14 protein-coding genes and 2 tRNA genes are annotated in these 18,066 nt (G+C 61.0%); 7 read left to right on the top strand and 9 right to left on the bottom strand.

Annotated elements, in window-relative coordinates:
- Positions 1–94 precede the first annotated feature (94 nt).
- Entirely contained in the window at positions 95–1,294 is a 1,200-nt protein-coding gene (locus BFP93_RS23625; RefSeq protein WP_065895130.1) for a CaiB/BaiF CoA transferase family protein, read from the bottom strand.
- Between the two features lie 136 nt (positions 1,295–1,430).
- On the opposite strand from BFP93_RS23625, the gene BFP93_RS23620 reads away from it, so the two are divergent.
- Together BFP93_RS23620 and recJ are read left to right on the top strand one after the other, a co-directional pair.
- Entirely contained in the window at positions 1,431–1,973 is a 543-nt protein-coding gene (locus BFP93_RS23620) for a YaeQ family protein (RefSeq protein ID WP_057723910.1), read from the top strand.
- 161 nt (positions 1,974–2,134) lie between these two features.
- Positions 2,135–3,844, top strand: a complete 1,710-nt coding sequence (gene recJ / locus BFP93_RS23615; RefSeq protein WP_065895129.1) for a single-stranded-DNA-specific exonuclease RecJ — start codon at positions 2,135–2,137, stop codon at positions 3,842–3,844.
- A 152-nt stretch (positions 3,845–3,996) separates the two neighbouring features.
- Here the strand turns inward: recJ and BFP93_RS23610 are convergent, their stop codons facing one another.
- The 4 genes from BFP93_RS23610 to BFP93_RS23595 all read right to left on the bottom strand — a co-directional run bounded on the left by BFP93_RS23610 (position 3,997) and on the right by BFP93_RS23595 (position 8,631).
- Positions 3,997–5,277, bottom strand: a complete 1,281-nt coding sequence (locus BFP93_RS23610) for a virulence factor family protein (RefSeq protein ID WP_065895128.1) — start codon at positions 5,275–5,277, stop codon at positions 3,997–3,999.
- Positions 5,277–7,919: a bifunctional lysylphosphatidylglycerol flippase/synthetase MprF gene (gene mprF, locus BFP93_RS23605; protein ID WP_065887534.1), complete on the bottom strand. Its 2,643-nt coding sequence runs from the start codon at positions 7,917–7,919 to the stop codon at positions 5,277–5,279. The genes BFP93_RS23610 and mprF overlap by 1 nt, the downstream gene beginning before the upstream one ends.
- 279 nt (positions 7,920–8,198) lie before the next feature.
- Positions 8,199–8,275, bottom strand: a tRNA-Met gene (locus BFP93_RS23600).
- Positions 8,276–8,554: 279 nt separating this feature from the next.
- A tRNA-Met gene (locus BFP93_RS23595) sits at positions 8,555–8,631 on the bottom strand.
- Between the two features lie 278 nt (positions 8,632–8,909).
- Between BFP93_RS23595 and dinB the strand changes: the two genes are divergently transcribed.
- Positions 8,910–9,968, top strand: coding sequence for a DNA polymerase IV (gene dinB / locus BFP93_RS23590; protein ID WP_065895127.1), 1,059 nt, complete (start codon positions 8,910–8,912; stop codon positions 9,966–9,968).
- Between the two features lie 146 nt (positions 9,969–10,114).
- On the opposite strand, the gene BFP93_RS23585 is transcribed toward dinB, so the two are convergent.
- The 4 genes from BFP93_RS23585 to BFP93_RS23570 all read right to left on the bottom strand — a co-directional run bounded on the left by BFP93_RS23585 (position 10,115) and on the right by BFP93_RS23570 (position 14,900).
- Positions 10,115–11,068, bottom strand: a complete 954-nt coding sequence (locus tag BFP93_RS23585) for a hypothetical protein (RefSeq protein ID WP_065895126.1) — start codon at positions 11,066–11,068, stop codon at positions 10,115–10,117.
- Positions 11,069–11,088: 20 nt separating this feature from the next.
- Positions 11,089–12,804: a proline--tRNA ligase gene (locus tag BFP93_RS23580; protein WP_065895125.1), complete on the bottom strand. Its 1,716-nt coding sequence runs from the start codon at positions 12,802–12,804 to the stop codon at positions 11,089–11,091.
- 205 nt (positions 12,805–13,009) lie between these two features.
- Positions 13,010–14,542 carry an AmpG family muropeptide MFS transporter gene (locus BFP93_RS23575; protein WP_065895124.1) on the bottom strand — a complete coding sequence of 511 codons (1,533 nt, stop codon included), beginning with the start codon at positions 14,540–14,542 and terminating at the stop codon, positions 13,010–13,012.
- 43 nt (positions 14,543–14,585) lie between these two features.
- The gene (locus BFP93_RS23570; RefSeq protein ID WP_256095237.1) at positions 14,586–14,900 is read right to left on the bottom strand and encodes an MGMT family protein; all 315 of its coding nucleotides are present in this window, start codon (positions 14,898–14,900) and stop codon (positions 14,586–14,588) included.
- Between the two features lie 192 nt (positions 14,901–15,092).
- Here BFP93_RS23570 and BFP93_RS23565 point away from each other — a divergent pair, with 192 nt between their 5' ends.
- The 4 genes from BFP93_RS23565 (at position 15,093) to groES (ending at position 18,022) form a co-directional block, all read left to right on the top strand.
- Entirely contained in the window at positions 15,093–16,100 is a 1,008-nt protein-coding gene (locus BFP93_RS23565; RefSeq protein ID WP_065895122.1) for a DUF481 domain-containing protein, read from the top strand.
- Positions 16,101–16,202: 102 nt separating this feature from the next.
- Positions 16,203–16,934 (top strand): HugZ family pyridoxamine 5'-phosphate oxidase, encoded by a 732-nt coding sequence (locus tag BFP93_RS23560; protein ID WP_065895121.1) that lies wholly within the window; start codon positions 16,203–16,205, stop codon positions 16,932–16,934.
- A gap of 66 nt (positions 16,935–17,000) precedes the next feature.
- Positions 17,001–17,477, top strand: coding sequence for an FxsA family protein (locus tag BFP93_RS23555; RefSeq protein WP_065895120.1), 477 nt, complete (start codon positions 17,001–17,003; stop codon positions 17,475–17,477).
- A gap of 248 nt (positions 17,478–17,725) precedes the next feature.
- Positions 17,726–18,022 carry a co-chaperone GroES gene (groES, locus tag BFP93_RS23550; protein WP_017846112.1) on the top strand — a complete coding sequence of 99 codons (297 nt, stop codon included), beginning with the start codon at positions 17,726–17,728 and terminating at the stop codon, positions 18,020–18,022.
- The last annotated feature ends 44 nt before the right edge of the window (positions 18,023–18,066 follow it).

The following is an 18,066-nucleotide window of genomic DNA, read 5'->3' as shown; positions in this document are numbered from 1 at the left end:
TGTTGTACTGGTCTTTGTAGATCACGTTTAACCCCGAGTTGTCTCCCCACTCCTCGGGGTTTCTTTTTGCCTGGAATTTGGCATTGCGGCGCGCTCAGATCGCGCCATCCGCACGCAAGCGGGCGATGGCTGCCGCGTCATAGCCCAGGGCGTTGAGCAGCACACCGTTGTGCTCGCCCAATTGCGGACCCACCCATTCACAGCTGCCTGGCGTATCCGACAGCTTGGGCACGATGCCGGGCATCTTGAAATCCTTGCCACCCGGCAGTTGCGCGCTGAGGAACATTTCCCGGGCGAGGAATTGCGGGTCGCCCAGCATGTCCTCGGCACTGTAGATGCGGCTGGCGGGCACTTGGGCCTGGTTCAACTGCGCCATGACCTGCTCCAGCGGCAGGGCGTTGACCCAGCGATCGATCACCCCGTACAGCTCATCGCGGCGGCTGTCACGCCCGTCATTGCTGGCAAGCGCCGGGTCGTTCGCCAGGTCGTCACGGCCAATGGCGGCCATGAAGCGCTTGAAGATCGCATCGCCGTTGGCGCCAATCTGCACGTGCTTGCCGTCGGCGCTGGTGTGGATCGAGGAGGGCGTAATACCGGGCATGATATTGCCGGTGCGTTCGCGAATGAAGCCGAACACATCGAACTCGGGAATCATGCTTTCCATCATGGCGAAGATGGCTTCGTACAGCGCCACGTCGACCACCTGGCCGAGGCCGCCGTTGACTTCACGATGACGCAGGGCCATCAGCGCGCCGATCACCGCCCACAGCGCGGCAATCGAGTCACCGATGGAAATCCCGGTGCGCACGGGCGGGCGGTCTTCGAAGCCGGTGATGTAGCGCAGGCCGCCCATGGACTCGCCTACCGCGCCAAACCCCGGCTGGTCTTTCATCGGCCCGGTCTGGCCGAAGCCGGAAAGGCGCACCATCACCAGCCTTGGGTTCAGTGCGTGCAGGGTTTCCCAGCCCAGGCCGAGTTTTTCCAGCACGCCGGGGCGGAAGTTTTCGATCAGGATGTCGGCGTCGGCCAGCAATTGCTTGAGGATCGCCAGGCCATCCGGGTGCTTGAGGTTGAGGGTCAGCGACTGCTTGTTACGCGCCTGCACGAACCACCACAGCGAGGTGCCTTCATACAATTTGCGCCATTTGCGCAGGGGGTCGCCGCCGTCCGGGGATTCGACCTTGATCACTTCGGCGCCGAACTCGGCGCAGATACGTGAGGCAAACGGGCCGGCAATCAGGGTGCCGAGTTCGATGACTTTCAGGCCGGCAAGCGGTTTGGCATTAAGCGACATGGGGATCCTTGAGCGCGCGGGACGGTGACGTACTGCTTTTTAACATAGGCAGGCAGCCTGGATGCAGCGCAGTATTCGTTGATTGGCCTCGCCATCGGTTAGACTGGCCGTCTTTCCCTGTCTCCAGAGCCCGTTCATGGCCCAGCCGTCCACGACCTACAAATTCGAACTCAACCTCACCGACCTTGACCGTTCGGTGTACGAGAGCGTCAAACAGACCATCGCCCGCCACCCTTCGGAAACCGAAGAACGCATGACCGTGCGCCTGCTGGCCTACGCCCTCTGGTACAACGAGCAGTTGGCGTTCGGCCGTGGCTTGTCGGATGTCGACGAGCCGGCCCTGTGGGAAAAGAGCCTGGATGATCGGGTGTTGCACTGGATCGAAGTCGGCCAGCCGGATGCAGACCGCCTGACCTGGTGCTCGCGTCGCACCGAACGCACCAGCCTGCTGGCATACGGCAGCCTGCGGGTGTGGGAAGGCAAGGTGGTGCCGGTGGCGAATAACCTCAAGAACGTGCACATCGCTGCCGTGCCGCAGGAGATTCTGGAGGTGCTGGCCAAGGACATGCCGCGCGTGATCAAGTGGGACGTGATGATCAGCGAAGGCACGATCTTCGTCACCGATGACCGTGGCCAGCATGAAGTGCAGTTGCAGTGGCTGGTGGGCGGGCGTGATTGAAGAAAATGTGGGAGGGGGCTTGCCCCCGATAGCGGTGGATCAGCTACAGATAAGCTGGCTGATAGATCGCTATCGGGGGCAAGCCCCCTCCCACATTTGATCTTTGTTGAATTTTGAACTGTTGTTATCCGTTGAATCAGTAGAGAAGTCATCACCCCCGTATGCGTATCGATCCCCGTCCCTTGCCCGCCGTCCTGCCATTCCTCGGTGAATTGCCACCGCTGCTGACCCGTCTCTACGCCGCGCGCGGGGTGCAATCGGAAGCCGAGCTGGACAAGAGCCTGGCGCGGTTGATTCCGTATCAGCAGCTCAAGGGCATCGATGCCGCCGTCGACCTGCTGGTGACGGCGCTGGAACAACGCCAACGTATCCTGATCGTCGGTGACTTCGACGCCGACGGCGCCACCGCCAGCACCGTGGGTACACTGGGCCTGCGTTTGCTCGGTGCGGCGCATGTCGATTACCTGGTGCCCAACCGTTTTGAATACGGCTATGGCCTGACGCCGGAGATCGTTGCGGTGGCGTTGCAGCGCGAGCCGCAGTTGCTGATCACGGTGGACAACGGTATCTCCAGTGTCGAAGGCGTGGCGGCGGCGAAGGCGGCGGGGCTGAAGGTGCTGGTGACCGATCACCACTTGCCGGGCGACGAACTGCCGGCGGCGGACGCGATCGTCAATCCGAACCAGCCAGGCTGTACGTTCCCCAGCAAGGCACTGGCCGGTGTGGGCGTGATCTTCTACGTACTGATGGCCCTGCGCGCGCGTTTGCGCAGCCTCGGCTGGTATGACAACAGCCCGCAGCCGAACATTGGTGAACTGCTCGACCTGGTGGCCCTGGGCAGCGTCGCCGACGTGGTGCCGCTGGACGCCAACAACCGCATCCTGGTGCATCAAGGGTTGGAGCGTATCCGCGCCGGTCGCGCACGGCCGGGGATCAAGGCGATCCTCGAAGTGGCCAAGCGCGACCATGCCCGCATCACCTCCACCGACCTGGGTTTCATTCTCGGCCCACGGCTCAATGCGGCCGGGCGCCTGGATGATATGAGCCTGGGCATCGAATGCCTGCTGACCACCGATGTGGCTGCGGCACGGGAAATGGCCGCGCAGTTGGATGGCATGAACCAGGACCGCAAATCCATCGAGCAGGGCATGCAGCGCGAAGCCCTGGCCCAACTCAAGGATTTGCCGGTGGAGTCAATGCCGTACGGCTTGTGCCTGTTCGACCCGGAGTGGCACCAGGGGGTGATCGGGATTCTGGCGTCGCGCATGAAAGAGCGTTATTTCCGTCCCACCATCGCGTTTGCCGATGCCGGTGATGGCATGCTCAAAGGCTCCGGGCGGTCGGTACAAGGCTTTCATATCCGTGACGCGCTGGCGGTGGTTGCCAGCCAGCACCCCAACCTGATCGCCAAATACGGCGGCCACGCGATGGCGGCGGGCCTGACCCTGCCCGAAGCGAATTTCCCCTTGTTCGCCGAGGCTTTCGATGCCGAAGTGCGTCGGCAACTGCGCGAAGAAGACCTCACCGGACGCCTGCTCTCCGATGGCACCCTGGCGGTGGAAGAGTTTCATCTGGAACTGGCCCGCGCGCTACGCCATGCCGGCCCGTGGGGGCAACACTTTCCCGAGCCGTTGTTTCACGGTGTGTTTCAGCTGGTGGAACAACGGGTGGTGGGCGAGCGGCACTTGAAGGTGGTGCTCAAGAGCGAGTGCGGGTCGGTGAAGCTTGATGGCATTGCGTTTGGGGTAGACCGTGAAGTCTGGCCTAACCCGACCGTGCGCTGGGTGGAGTTGGCCTACAAGCTGGATGTGAACGAGTTTCGTGGGAATGAGACAGTGCAGTTGATGATTGCGCATATCGAACCGCGTTAGATCTTAGCCACACCACAAAGCAAATGTGGGAGGGGGCTTGCCCCCGATAGCAGAGTGTCAGTCAATGATGTAGTGACTGATCCACCGCTATCGGGGGCAAGTCGAATCGTCGCACCGCCCCTCCCACATTTAGTTTTGTGTGCAGCCTGGGATTACTCGGCCTTGGCCTGGTGTTTCACAATGATATCCACCAACCGCTTGGCCAGCGCCGGGTAGTTTTCATCGAAGTGATGCCCACCGGGCAGCTTCATGGCTTCGCCCACGGCAGTCTTGTCCGTGCAGCCACTCTCGTCGACTTCTTCCGCACCATAGATGCACACCACTTTCTCGGGGGGCAACTTGGCCATTTCCGGGCCGGTTGCGGCTTCCTTGCCGGCGTTGCCCAGCCAGCCTTCCACTTCGATCTCAAAGCTGCCGGTGCGGGCGAAGGCCAGCAGGATGATCGCGTCGACCCGTTGCTGTTCGTTTGCCGGCATCCGGTTGTAGATAGCCGGCAGGACGTCGGCGCCGAACGAGTAACCGGTCAGCACGAAGCGCTTGGTGCCCCATTTCTGCCGGTAGTGCTGCATCAGTTCGGTCAGGTCCTTGGCGCTTTGTTCCGGGGTTTTGTGCTGCCAGTAGTAGCGCAGGGTGTCGATGCCGACCACCGGGTAGCCGATCTTCGCCATTTCGCCGGCCACGTCACGGTCCAGGTCACGCCAGCCACCGTCACCGGAGAGGAACAGGGTCACGGTGTCCTTGGCCTGACCGGCCGGCACTTCCACCACTGGAATCGCCAGGCCGCCGTTGTCCGAACCTACCAGCTGCTTGCGCAGCTCGTTGTTCAGCACTTGCGGGTAATGAATGTCGTAGTCGCTGATGCTGGTGGTGGCGCGCGGTGTGTCACGTACGAAGCTGGCGCTTTCATCGTCGGGGTTGTCATTCCAGGCCACCAGCCAGTTGCCATGGGCGGCGGTTTTCGGCAGCGGGTCGTTGCAGCCTTCCTGTTTCAGGGCGAAGCCGACGGAAATGGCGTTGGCCTTGTCGTCGCTCTGTGTGGCCAGCCAGCGCCAGGCGAGCGCCGCGCCAGGGCCGATGCCGCTGACCAGGGTCGCCGGGCCTTTAAGCTGGGCCAGGGCGCTTTGCAGCGCTTGCTCCTGCAGCTTGCAGTCATCCTTGGGCAGGATCACCTGGACGAGCTGCGCCGAGCCACCCTGGCTGAGGGCGATCAGTTGGCTGTCGGTCAGGGTTTCGTCGGCCATCACGGCCACTGCCACGCGGGCCTTTACCGTGCCGGCAGGGCTTACGCGGGTCATCACCGAGCCATCGGCCTGGGGCATCTGCTCCAGGGTCGGCTGTGGGGCGGGGCGGTTCCAGTACCAGTAGCCGCCGCCCAGGACCAGCGCGAGCAGCACTACAACAGCCAATACATACCGCCAGGAGCGTCGAATCATCAGCGTTTCACCAATCCAGTCAAGCCGCCCGCGATCAGGGCGGCGGTATCGGCCAGTGCCACCAGCGGATCAAGTCCTGCGGGCACGGCCATGTAACGGGGTTCCCAGTCAGGCTGGAACTTGTCTTTGAAGCGGCGCAAACCTTGGAAGTTATACAGTTGCTCGCCACGGCGGAACACCATCGAACCCAAGCGTTGGGTCAGTGGTGCGCCACGCCGGGGTTGCAGGCCCGACAACGGCACCATGCCGAGGCTGAAGCGTGCGTAGCCGTGGTTCTTATAATGTTGAATCAGGCCGACCATCATGAATTCCATGGTCAGCTTCGGTGCGTCCGGGTGGGCGCGCATCAGGTCGAGACTGGCCAGGTCATGGTTGTACGTCTCGAGCAGGTTGGCGAAGGCCACCGGGCGCCCTTCGAAGCGAATGATCGCGATACGGAAGTGCTTGAGGTAGTCGTCGCTGAAGCGGCCCAGGGAGAAGCCCTTTTCGCGCACATTCTTACCGGTAAGCCAGGCGTCCGAGATAACTTTTAATTCATCCATCGGCGCCGTGCCCGGCTCGCAGATCTCCAGGGACAGACCGTCACGGGTGCCACGGTTCCAGGTGTAGCGCAAATCCTTCATCTCTTTGCCCTTGGCTTCCAGGTCAAAGCGTTTCAGGTCGACGCGGGCTTCTTCGCCCAGCTTGATCGCGGTAAGTCCGATATCCATGTAGTACGGCAGGTTCTCCGCGCGCACTTGATAGAACACCGGCCGTGCGTGGTGAATGTCGCACAGGTCGCGGAACTGCCAGATCATCTCGGCGCGCGGCTGGGTCGGGCCGATCGGATCATACAAGGCCACCAGGCTGCGCCCGCGCCGGGCATACATCAGGAAGGCTTCGTCATTGGGGTGGAACAGCAAGGCCTTGTCGCCGGTCAGCGCCAGGCCGCCGTCGGGCTGGGACGAGGCCATCAGGATTTTGGAGGCGCGTTCGAGTTCGTCCGGGGTCGGCAGATGGATGACCGGGCGCGCGGTACGCAGCAGCCAGGTCAGCGACACGATCACCAGCAGGACGGCGGCGCCCAGCAACGAACGCAGGCCGCGCGGGGCGTTGGCGTCGAGGGTGAACTGCCACCACAGTTGGTGACTGTAGGGCACGTCCTGGTAGGCGAACAGCAGCAGCCAGATCGACGCGCCCAGCACGCATACGCTGGCCACCAGGTACAGCGGCGAGAAGGGCAGTTCGGTCAAGCGACTGGCGCGGTAGAACGAGCGTCGGAAGATCGCCAGCAGCACGGCGGTCATGGTCATCAGACTGGCTTCTTCCCAGTCGAAGCCCTTGAGCAGCGAGAGCAGGGCGCCTACCAGCAGCAGCACCATGGTCAGCATCCAGGCCGCCGACAAACGTCGACGCAAGCCTTGGGCCAGCAACAGGCAGAGCACGCCGATCAGGCTGGCGCCGAAGTGCGACGCGTCAATCAGGCGGTGGGGAATCAGGAAGCCGATGTTTTCCAGGCGTGAATCGATCTCCGGCGTGGCGCCGGAAAACAGCAGGACCACGCCGGACAAAAAAACCAGTACGGCCAGCACCGGTGCCGCAAGGCCGGAGGCGACGCGCAGGCTTTGCTGGGTCTGGAACAGGCGCTGGGCCTCGTTGACCAGCAGGAAGATACAGGCGATCAACAGCGGCAATACCACGTAGATCATCCGGTACAGCAGCAGGGCGGCGGCCAGTGGCGCAGCGCCGAGTTTGTCGGCGAAGGCCGCCAGCAGGATCGCTTCGAACACCCCCACGCCACCGGGTACATGGCTGAGCACGCCGGCGGCCAGGGCCAGCAGGTACACCAGCAGGAACGGGCCGAAGGGCGGCGCTTCCGGCAGCAACATATACAGGACGGTGGCGGCGGCGGCGACATCCAGTGCGGTGATGATCAACTGCAGGAACGTCAAGCGACGACCCGGCAGGCGCAGGGTGCGGCGCCCGGCCTTGACCAGCAGGTTATCCGGGTAGGGTTGTTCCGGCAGGCGGCGGCGATAAATACCGATACACAGCATGGCCGACAACAGCAGCACGGCACCGGCAACACCGCCGAGCAGGCTTTGCGACAAATGCAGGTAGGTCGAGGCCGCCGGCAGGTTGCTCAGTGTGGCCAAAGCGGCCAGGGGAGGGAGCGCGCAGCCCAGCGCCAGGCTGGCGAACACGGTCATGTGCGCGACTTCCGAAGCACCGATGCCGTGGCGTGCATATAGACGGTAGCGCACCGAGCCGCCCGAGAGCATTGACAAGCCAATGGCGTTGCCGATGGCAAAAGCGGTGAAGCCCCCCAGTGCCAGGGTCTTGGCGGGCAGTTTTACGCCGGCATAACGTGCGCCGGAGAATTCATAGCCCAACAGAATGATGAAACCGGCCACCGCCGCCGCAAATGCGCCGAGCAAGGCAGGCTTGGGCACTTCCAGGATCGAGTCGTGGAGGGCGTAGAGATCGAGCTCCAACAACAGATGTCGGCAGGCGATCAGGGCAATGGCAAACAGCAGCAAGGTCACGGCCAGGCCGATGGGCTGACGGTATTTGCTCAACAGATCCAGCCAACGCAAACGGGTGGGAGGGATCGGTTGTTCCGCTGTGACGGTGTCTTGTGGTTCAGACGAGTTGGCGCGCATCAATCACCTCGTGGATTGTGCGCGACAGGATGGGGGTATCCAGCCAAGTTACCAATCCCTATGGACAAAATAATTACAAATATTAACGCGGATCACCGAGTGCGGCGACTGCGGCCATTGGTCGTAGAGGGTAGTGCTTGAGCATAGCGCATAGCGTGCAATGAGATGGACTCTGCAAACCGTCTACGGTTTCATGAAAGATGCCATGCCATTGTTTCAGAAGAACTTTTTCACCGGATACAAAAAAGGCCACTCTTTCGAGTAGCCTTTTTTGATGTTTGGTTGCGGGAGCCGGATTTGAACCGACGACCTTCGGGTTATGAGCCCGACGAGCTACCAGACTGCTCCATCCCGCGTCTGTGGGCGGCATTCTACAGTCCAGCGCCGAGGTGTCAACCGTTAATGCGGCAATGGCTCAAATAAGTCCGAATTATTCATAAATCAATGCGTTGCAGCGCTTCGATGATCGTTCCCACGCTCCGCGTGGGAATGCATCCCGTGACGCTCTGCGTCAACATTGCGCAAAAAGCAGGACGCGGAGCGTCCAGGGCGGCGTTACCACGCGGAGCGTGGGAACGATCAAAAATACACGCGCACAAAAAAGGCCACTCTTTCGAGTAGCCTTTTTTGATGTTTGGTTGCGGGAGCCGGATTTGAACCGACGACCTTCGGGTTATGAGCCCGACGAGCTACCAGACTGCTCCATCCCGCGTCTGTGTGTCGGCATTCTACAGAGGAACGCGAGTGTGTCAACCCTAAAATCGAACAAAAGCGCTTGTGGTTCAATTGGTTAGCTCTCCAAGGCAGGTGTCGAAAGGGCGCCGAGCCAGTCAGGCCAGGGCTTCCAGCTCTATTGGAAGGTTGAATTCGATTGAGAAAACCAATTCATCTGAGATATTTCCTACCGCTCGGACGGAAGATTCAAACTACTGGTGCTATATACAGGGGTGAATGCGATACTGGCCACCCGTTGATTCACACCCCGTTTATATGACGCAGCGCAAAATCATCCACGTCGACTGTGATTGCTTCTACGCCGCCATCGAGATGCGCGACGACCCGAGCCTGGCGCAAAAGCCCCTGGCTGTCGGTGGCTCGGCGGACCGGCGCGGGGTGATTGCTACGTGCAATTACGAAGCGCGGGCTTACGGGGTGCGCTCGGCGATGTCATCGCGTCACGCATTGAAGCTGTGCCCGGACCTGACGATCGTCAAGCCGCGTATGGATGCCTATAAAGAAGCGTCGAAGGAAATCCAGACGATCTTTCGCGACTACACCGACCTGATCGAGCCGTTGTCGCTGGATGAAGCCTACCTCGACGTCTCCGACAGCCCGCACTTTGGCGGCAGCGCCACGCGCATCGCCCAGGACATTCGCCGGCGTGTGTCCAATCAGTTGCACATCACCGTGTCCGCCGGCGTTGCGCCCAACAAGTTTCTGGCTAAGATCGCCAGCGACTGGAAGAAACCCAACGGCCTGTTTGTGATTACCCCGGACCAGGTCGAAGAGTTCGTCTCGCAGTTGCGGGTGAGTAAATTGCACGGTGTGGGCAAAGTCACCGCCGACAAGCTGGCGCGCCTGGGCATTGAAGATTGCCTGCAACTGCGCGAGTGGAACAAGCTGGCACTGGTGCGCGAATTCGGCAGTTTCGGTGAGCGTCTCTGGAGTCTTGCCCGTGGGATCGATGACCGCGTGGTGCAGAACGACAGCCGGCGGCAATCCATCAGTGTGGAAAATACCTACGATGTGGACTTGCCGGATCTTTCAAGCTGCCTGGCCAAGCTGCCCGAGTTGCTGGAAACCCTGGCGGGGCGCATGGCGCGTATCGACAGCAGCTACCGGGCAGGCAAGCCGTTCGTGAAGGTCAAGTTTCATGACTTTACCCAGACCACTCTGGAGCAGGCCGGGGCCGGGCGGGATCTGGAGAGTTATGAACAGCTGATGACCCAGGCATTTAACCGTGGGGGTAAGCCGGTGCGGTTGCTGGGGATTGGGGTGAGGTTGCTGGATTTGAGCAGCGGTAATGAACAGCTCGAGTTTTCCTGGTAGAACCCCGGATTGAAAAATGTGAGAGGCCAAATGTGGGAGGGGGCTTGCCCCCGATAGCGGTGTGTCAGTGTCGGATGTACTGACTGACACACTGCAATCGGGGGCAAGCCCCCTCCCACATTTGGATCTTTGAACGGTCTGAAAACTCAGCGCGCGCCAGGATCTGCGACGAGTCGCCCCGCATCCTTGGCCAATGCCTGCAAAAACTCCTGCTGCAGTTCCGGATCGTTGCGCGTCAGTTCAATCAGGCTTTGCTCCAGTTCGCTGGCTTCTTCTTCCAGGCCCAGCTCCGAGAGGCGCTTGACCCGGTGCACCCACTGATTGACCTCGTCGTCTTCCAGATCGTCATAGATCAGGCCATGGGCTTCCAGCAATTTGCCGCGCAGGGTGTTGCTGACCGCCAGGGTCGAATCCGTGTGCACATCGTCCTGGCCGTCTTCCACGCTGATTTTCAAGGTGGTGATGCGGTTCAGGTCCTGCTCGGCAAACGGACTGTCCAACAGGTTCAGGCGCAGCACGCCGTCGCGGTCGGTGGTCAGTTCATGGGTCTGTTTGCCGGCTGTGACCTGTACCGGGCGTTCGCTCCAGGGCAGGCTCGAATATTCCAGGCGCTTGTCACGCTGCACTTCATCGATAGCCGCGAGGTTCTGTTGCGCACGCCCGTGGGATTGCACGTTCATGAACGGGTTGATGCCGTCCACGCCGTAGCTCAGCCAATCGCGCGTCATGCTCGCAGGCAGGTTGCCGAGGGCGAAGATATTCGCCACATTGGCGCCCGCGCCGGCCACCAACGCAACGGCACCCAGTGGCATCTCATAGAGTTTGCGCCAGGGCTGGTAAGGCGTGTAGCGGTCGTAACGCCGTGTGACTTCGAATTCGGTAACCTCGAACGTCTTCTGCTCGTGAATCCGAACCCGGCGTTGCGGCAGCTCCAGCACTTTGGGCTCGCCGACATCGATCTGCAGGCTGTGGTCGAGCAACTTTCGCTCGACCCGCTCCTCGTGCTCACTGCGTTGCGACATCTGGTTGGCGCAGCCGCTGACCAGCAGGGCGCCGCACAAGGCGGCGCCCCCCAGGGCTCTGGTGTTTCGCTTGAGCATGACTTCTCTTGATCTGGTTTTCAGCGACGAATACGCGCCTGAAGGAAAGACAGCACGTCAGCCACCGGCAACGGTTGGGCCTCGGCTTCGGTCCGGCTCTTGTATTCCAGATTGCCATCGGCCAGGCCGCGGTCACTGACCACGATCCGGTGCGGGATGCCAATCAGCTCCATGTCGGCGAACTTGATGCCCGGGCTGGTTTTCTTGTCCCGGTCATCGAGCAACACTTCAAAACCGGCGGCCGTCAGTTCGGCATACAGTTTGTCGGTTGCTTCGCGTACTTGCTCGGTTTCATAGCGCAACGGCACCAGCGCAACCTGGAACGGCGCCAGGGCGTCGCTCCAGATGATGCCTTTCTCGTCGTTGTTCTGCTCGATGGCGGCGGCGACCACACGGGAAACGCCAATGCCGTAGCAGCCCATGTCCAGGGTGATCGGCTTGCCGTTCTCGCCCAGCACTTCGCACTTCATCGCCTTGCTGTACTTGTTGCCCAGCTGGAAGATGTGTCCGACTTCGATGCCGCGCTTGATCTCCAGGGTGCCCTTGCCATCCGGACTCGGGTCGCCGGCCACGACGTTACGCAGGTCGGCCACGGTCGGCACCGGCAGGTCGCGCTCCCAGTTCACGCCGAAGTAGTGCTTGTCGTCGATGTTCGCGCCGATACCGAAGTCGCTCATCAGTTCGACCGAACGGTCGATGATGATCGGCAGCGGCAGGTTCAGCGGGCCGAGGGAACCGGCGCCCGCGCCAATGGCGTCGCGCAGTTCGGCATCGCTGGCCATGACCAGCGGGCTGGCCACGCCAGGTTGCTGGGCCGCCTTGATTTCGTTGAGCTCGTGGTCGCCACGGATCACCAGGGCGATCAGCTTGCCTTCTTCTTCGGCGTGCACGATCAGGGTCTTGATGGTCTTTTCAATCGGCAGATTGAATTTCTCCACCAGGGCCGCGATGGTCTTGGTGTCCGGGGTATCGACCAGGCGCAGTTCTTCAGCCGGGGCTGGGCGCGAGGTTTCGCGCGGTACGGCTTCGGCTTTTTCGACGTTCGCCGCGTAGTCCGAAACATTGCTGAACGCAATGTCGTCTTCGCCGGATTCGGCCAGCACGTGGAACTCGTGGGAGCCGGCACCGCCGATGGAGCCGTTGTCCGCTTCAACCGGGCGGAATTTCAGGCCCAGGCGCGTGAAGATATTGCAGTAGGCCTGGTGCATGCGGTCGTAGGTCGCCTGCAACGACGCCTGGTCGGCGTGGAACGAATAGGCGTCCTTCATGATGAATTCACGGCCGCGCATCAAGCCGAAGCGTGGGCGGATTTCATCACGGAATTTGGTCTGGATCTGATACAGGTTCAGCGGCAATTGTTTATAGCTGCTCAACTCGTTGCGCATCAGGTCGGTGATGACTTCTTCGTGGGTCGGGCCGGCGCAGAAATCGCGGCCATGACGGTCCTTGAAGCGCAGCAACTCAGGGCCGTACTCTTCCCAGCGCCCGGATTCCTGCCACAGTTCAGCCGGTTGGGTGCTCGGCATCAACACTTCCAGAGAGCCGGCGGCGTTCATTTCTTCACGAACGATGGCTTCGACCTTGCGCATCACCTTCAAGCCCATGGGCAGCCAGGTGTACAGGCCCGAGGCCAGTTTGCGGATCATGCCGGCGCGCAGCATCAGCTGATGGCTGATCACAACCGCGTCGGAAGGCGTTTCTTTCTGTGTGGCGAGCAAATATTGACTGGTACGCATGGTAGGCCGTTGTCGGTTGCTTGGACTTGAAATGACTTGGGATTGTACGGGCGGTTGCCGCTGGAGTACAGGCGTGACATTGCCGGGGATCTGACCGGCTATAGAAGTTCCAAATGTGGGAGGGCGCTTGCCCCCGATAGCAATGTGTCAGCTACAAGATACTCGGCTGTTCCACCGCAATCGGGGGCAAGCCCCCTCCCACATTTCAGTCTTCTGCAGGGGGATTCAACCGGGCGCGCCGGTTTTCCTGGAACCAGTGCAGCGCAATCAGGAACAGCGTCGGCACTCCCATCAGGCAGGTGATCATGAAGAAGTTGTGATAGCCGAACTTCTCCACCATCACCCCCGAATACCCGCCGATCAGGCGCGGCAGCAACAGCATGATCGAGCTGAGCAGGGCGTATTGGGTGGCGGAGAACTTGAGGTTGGTCAGGCTCGACAGGTAAGCGACGAACGCCGATGTGGCCAGGCCCGAGCTGAAGTTATCCAGGGAAATGGTGACGATCAGCATCTGCAGGTCGGGGCCCATGTCGGCGAGCATCACGAACAACAGATTGGTGCCGGCCGAGGCCACGCCGCCGATGAACAGGATCGGCAGGATCCCGAACCGTACGATCAACAGGCCACCCATGCCGGCGCCGACCAGGGTCATGATCAGGCCGAAGATCTTGCTGACTCCGGCGATCTGGTCCTTGGTAAAACCCTGGTCGATATAGAACACGTTGGCCATCACGCCCATGACCGTATCGGACATGCGGTAGGTGGCGATCAAGCCGAGCAGCAGCAACGCTTGCCAGCGGTAGCGCAGGATGAAGTCGTTGACCGGCGTCAGCACCGGCGCCAGGCCACGTCGGCCCATGGCCGAGAGACACATTGCAGTCAGCAGGATATAGAGGATGGCGCGCAGGAACGCGCGGTCTTCCATCAGTAATTCCCACAGGCTCACGCCCTGGAACAGCACGCTGGCGAAGTCAGTGTTGTAGAGCTGGGTAAACATCGCCGGCACCGACACCAGCAGCACGATCAGCACGAACACCGACACCAGCTGATGCGCGAAGCTGTAGCGCCCGGCCTGCAACTGGGTGCGCAGCGGCACGTTGGGTTCGCGCATGAACAGCGTGGTGAGCAGCGCCGGGACCATCAGCACGCCGAACAGCACATAGGTGCCGGTCCAGGCCGAATGTTTATAGTTGAAACCGGTGGAACCGAAGCCCTCGGCGAAGAACAGCGCACCGGCCGTGGCGAGCAGGGCGGCGATGCGATAACCGGACATATAACTGGCGGCCAGGGCCGCCTGGCGGCTGTCGTCGGCGATTTCCAGGCGATAGGCATCGACGGCGATGTCCTGGGTGGCCGACGCGAAGGCCACGACGACGGCAATGGCGATCAGCCAGGACAAGTGTTTTTGCGGGTCACAAAAGCCCATGCCGATCAATCCGAGGATCACCAGCGATTGGGCGAGCACCAGCCAGGAACGACGGCGCCCGAGTTTTCCGAGCAATGGCAGGCGCCATTGGTCGAGCAGCGGCGACCAGACCCATTTGAAGGCGTAGGCCAGCCCGATCAGGCTTGCATAACCGATGGTCTCGCGGGCAACGCCGGCTTCGCGCAGCCACACCGACAGCGTCGAGAACACCAACATATAAGGCAGGCCGGCAGCGAAACCGAGCAACAACAGCACTAACGTCGAGGGGCTGGCATAGGCGGCGAGCGCGGCGCGCCAGGTTTTACGGGGCATGGGCTGGAGTCTGCCTCAGATTTGCGGAAACAAAGCGCGCACTCTAACCGCTGTGCTCTACCGGACGCCAGCCATGGCGCTGAATATCAACACGATTGTTCAGGATAGTGACGCCTTCGCTGCGTAAACGCGCACGTTGCTCGTCACCGGATGCACTGCCCGGCGGCAGGCTTATCCGACCACCGGCGCCCAGCACACGGTGCCAGGGCAATCGGGTATCGGCGGGAAGCTGGCTCAAGGTGCGCCCGACCCAGCGCGCGGCGCGGCCCAGGCCTGCCAGGTGCGCCAACTCGCCATAACTGACCACGCAACCTGACGGTACTTGCGCCAGCGTCAGGTAAAGCGCGGTGCGGCGCATTTCGGCGGGGCTTTGCGGGGTGTCGGCGGGTTCATTCACTGTGAGGCTATCCGTTTGGAACGTCGGTGTTTTGTAAGAAACGTCTGTAAACTTGCCGTTGAGAATTGAACTCAATATAAATAGTTGAGTCAGTTCAGGCTATCTAACACGATAGCGTCTTCTTTTCGCCAACCCCGAGCCCCGTATCCGCTTATGTTGTCCAGAACCCTGCTGTGCCTTGCTGTCCTCAGTGCTTCCACGCCCTTGCTCGCCGATACCGTCTGGTTGAAGAACGGTGACCGCCTGACCGGCAAGATCAAAGTCTTCGACGGCGGCAAGCTGCTGATCCAGACCAGCTACGGCGGGGCGATCCCGGTGGACTGGAAGCAGGTGAAAACCCTGGAGAGTGATCAGGAGTTGCTGGTCAAGCAGGACGCCTATGACGGTGAAAAGGCCAAGTCCCTCAAGCCTGCAGAGGATGGCAAAGTCGTGCTGGCCAATGGCGAAGCGCCCAAGACCGTGGAGTTGGCCAGCATTCAGCAGATCCTCAAGCCCAAGCCTGTGATCGAAGACCTGGTCTGGAAGGGCAACGTCGACCTGGCGCTGGACTACAAGCGCGCCGACAAAGACACCAACGACTACGACATCGACTTCAAGACCTCGGCCCGTCACGGCCAGTGGCGCCACACGGGCAAGGGCGAATATAACCGCGAGTTCCAGGACGACGTCACCACCACCGACAACTGGGCCCTGGAATACGACCTCGACCGCTTCTTCACCGAGCACTGGTTCTGGCAGGGCCGCCTGACCTACAAGCGCGACAAGGTCGAAGACCTGGCACGCCAACGCACCGTCGGTACGGGCCCTGGTTATCAGTTCTGGGACGATGAACTGGGCGCGTTCTCCCTGGGCTCGCTGGTCAACCGCACCGATTACGAATATGCCGATGGCGGCAAGGACAACTTCTACTCCCTGGCCATGAAGTGGAACTACAACCGCTACCTGGTGGGCAAGACCGTCGAGTTCTTCACCAACGGCGAGGTGGGCAAGCCGCTGGACGGTCCGGCCGAGTATTCCCTGGATGCCGAGATGGGCCTGCGCTACAAAGTCACCGAATGGGCGTCGCTCAATCTCAAGGCTGAGCGCGATGTCATCAGCGGCGACTCCGACAGCAGCTTGAGCAAGACCCGCTACACCGCAGGCTTTGGCGTGGCCTGGTAAAGCGGCATCGAGCACTCTGGCAACCTGCGCGGATATTGATTACCTTGTGTTGAGATCCATTCCCATATGCCATGGGCGGCGGGACAACCCAGGAGTCATACATTGAGCGCGCACGTTGCCAGGAACGCCCGAGAGCTGTTGCTCAAGGAATACCGTGGGGCCTTGGCCACACTGTCCAAAGCCATGCCCGGTTTTCCCTTCGGTTCGGTCGTGCCGTACTGCCTCGACGCACACGGCCAGCCGCTGATCCTGATCAGTCGCATCGCCCAGCACACGCACAATTTGCAGAAGGACCCCAAGTGTTCGTTGCTGGTCGGGGAGCGCGAAGCCGACGATGTGCAGGCCGTCGGGCGCCTGACCTACCTGGCTGAAGCCCAGAAGCTGGAAGACGCCGCCGCCATCGAAGCCGCCGCCGAGCGCTACTACCGCTACTTCCCTGACTCGGCCAATTACCACCAGGCTCACGATTTCGATTTCTGGGTGCTCAAGCCGGTGCGTCACCGTTATATCGGTGGGTTTGGCGCGATCCACTGGGTCGATCAACTGACCCTGGCCAATCCGTTCGCGGGCAAGGCTGAACGCAGCATGATCGAACACATGAACAGCGATCACGCCAAGGCCATCGCCCACTACGTCGACCTCGCCGGTTTACCGACGACCGAGCCTGCGCAATTGGCCGGTATCGACAGCGAAGGCATGCACCTGCGCATTGGCCAGTCCCTGCACTGGCTGCCGTTTGCCGAGTCTTGCAACACGCCGACACAAGTACGCGAAGCCCTGGTTTCATTGGCTCACGCGCAGACCTGGCCGAAAAAATCAGACATTAGCGCTTGAATTCACGAAAAGGCGACGTCATCTAGGGTGAACTAGCAAGGCATTCTTGCGTTGAGGAACCATTTGATGCGCCCTTTTTTGTTGCTTTTTCTATTGTTCCCGGTGCTGGAGCTGTTCGTATTCGTTCAAGTCAGCGGTGCGATCGGATTTTTCCCGGCACTGTTACTGATCATTCTCGGCTCGATGCTCGGCGTCCTGGTGCTGCGCGTCGCCGGCCTGGCGACCGCCCTGCGCGCCCGTGAAAGCCTGAACCGCGGTGAGCTGCCCACCCAGACCATGCTCGAAGGCCTGATGATGGCCCTGGCCGGTGGCCTGTTGATCCTGCCGGGCTTTATCAGCGACGTGGTCGGTCTGGTGATGCTGCTGCCGGTTACGCGCAAACTGCTGGCCGGCAAGATGCGCCAGCGTGCCGAAGAAGCGGCCGTGCGCCAGCGCGCATTTGCCGACGACCTGCAACCCCGTGGCGGCCCGGCCCCGCGCCAGCCTCTGGGGCGAGAAGGTGATGTGATCGAAGGCGAGTTCGAACACCGCGACAGTAAATAACCGCTTCACCGGCACGGCATCTTCGGGTGCCGTGTTGCCTTCTTCCCTGAGCAAAACACAAAAAAATTCATTCGCTGCCCCTTGTAATAAGCCTGGCCGCCCTTATGTAACGGTCACCGCAAGGTTTCTGGTGGTGACACTAGACAGACTTCCGCGGTTCGCCCTGCGAGCCGCGACCGGCACCGCCGGAATTTAACCCGCCGGAATTGATACCGGCCGATGAAACATACAATTAGGAGAGATCGACAATGAGCAAGCTTCGTCCTCTGCACGACCGCGTCGTCATCCGTCGCAGCGAAGAAGAAAAGAAAACCGCCGGTGGGATCGTCCTGCCAGGTTCGGCTGCTGAAAAAGCCAACCACGGCGTGATCGTCGCTGCTGGCCCAGGCAAGACCCTGGAAAACGGTGAAGTACGTGCGCTGGCCGTGAAAGTGGGTGACAAGGTTGTTTTCGGCCCTTACTCCGGCAGCAACACTGTGAAAGTCGACGGCGAAGACCTGCTGGTAATGGCTGAGAACGAAATTCTCGCTGTACTGGAAGGCTGATTCCCCGCTCATTTTCCCGTTACTACAAAGTATTTAAGGAATAT

It is taken from the genome of Pseudomonas sp. 44 R 15, assembly GCF_900004965.1.
GTDB lineage: Bacteria > Pseudomonadota > Gammaproteobacteria > Pseudomonadales > Pseudomonadaceae > Aquipseudomonas > Aquipseudomonas orientalis_A.
This window is presented reverse-complemented; position numbering and strand designations above follow the sequence as displayed.

Excerpts from the sequence above, each read along its gene's own strand:
- BFP93_RS23625 (WP_065895130.1), bottom strand. The coding sequence starts at position 1,294 with ATGTCGCTTAATGCCAAACCGCTTGCCGGCCTGAAAGTCATCGAACTC.
- BFP93_RS23620 (WP_057723910.1), top strand. The coding sequence starts at position 1,431 with ATGGCCCAGCCGTCCACGACCTACAAATTCGAACTCAACCTCACCGAC.
- recJ (WP_065895129.1), top strand. The coding sequence starts at position 2,135 with ATGCGTATCGATCCCCGTCCCTTGCCCGCCGTCCTGCCATTCCTCGGT.
- BFP93_RS23610 (WP_065895128.1), bottom strand. The coding sequence starts at position 5,277 with ATGATTCGACGCTCCTGGCGGTATGTATTGGCTGTTGTAGTGCTGCTC.
- mprF (WP_065887534.1), bottom strand. The coding sequence starts at position 7,919 with ATGCGCGCCAACTCGTCTGAACCACAAGACACCGTCACAGCGGAACAA.
- dinB (WP_065895127.1), top strand. The coding sequence starts at position 8,910 with ATGACGCAGCGCAAAATCATCCACGTCGACTGTGATTGCTTCTACGCC.
- BFP93_RS23585 (WP_065895126.1), bottom strand. The coding sequence starts at position 11,068 with ATGCTCAAGCGAAACACCAGAGCCCTGGGGGGCGCCGCCTTGTGCGGC.
- BFP93_RS23580 (WP_065895125.1), bottom strand. The coding sequence starts at position 12,804 with ATGCGTACCAGTCAATATTTGCTCGCCACACAGAAAGAAACGCCTTCC.
- BFP93_RS23575 (WP_065895124.1), bottom strand. The coding sequence starts at position 14,542 with ATGCCCCGTAAAACCTGGCGCGCCGCGCTCGCCGCCTATGCCAGCCCC.
- BFP93_RS23570 (WP_256095237.1), bottom strand. The coding sequence starts at position 14,900 with ATGCGCCGCACCGCGCTTTACCTGACGCTGGCGCAAGTACCGTCAGGT.
- BFP93_RS23565 (WP_065895122.1), top strand. The coding sequence starts at position 15,093 with ATGTTGTCCAGAACCCTGCTGTGCCTTGCTGTCCTCAGTGCTTCCACG.
- BFP93_RS23555 (WP_065895120.1), top strand. The coding sequence starts at position 17,001 with ATGCGCCCTTTTTTGTTGCTTTTTCTATTGTTCCCGGTGCTGGAGCTG.
- groES (WP_017846112.1), top strand. The coding sequence starts at position 17,726 with ATGAGCAAGCTTCGTCCTCTGCACGACCGCGTCGTCATCCGTCGCAGC.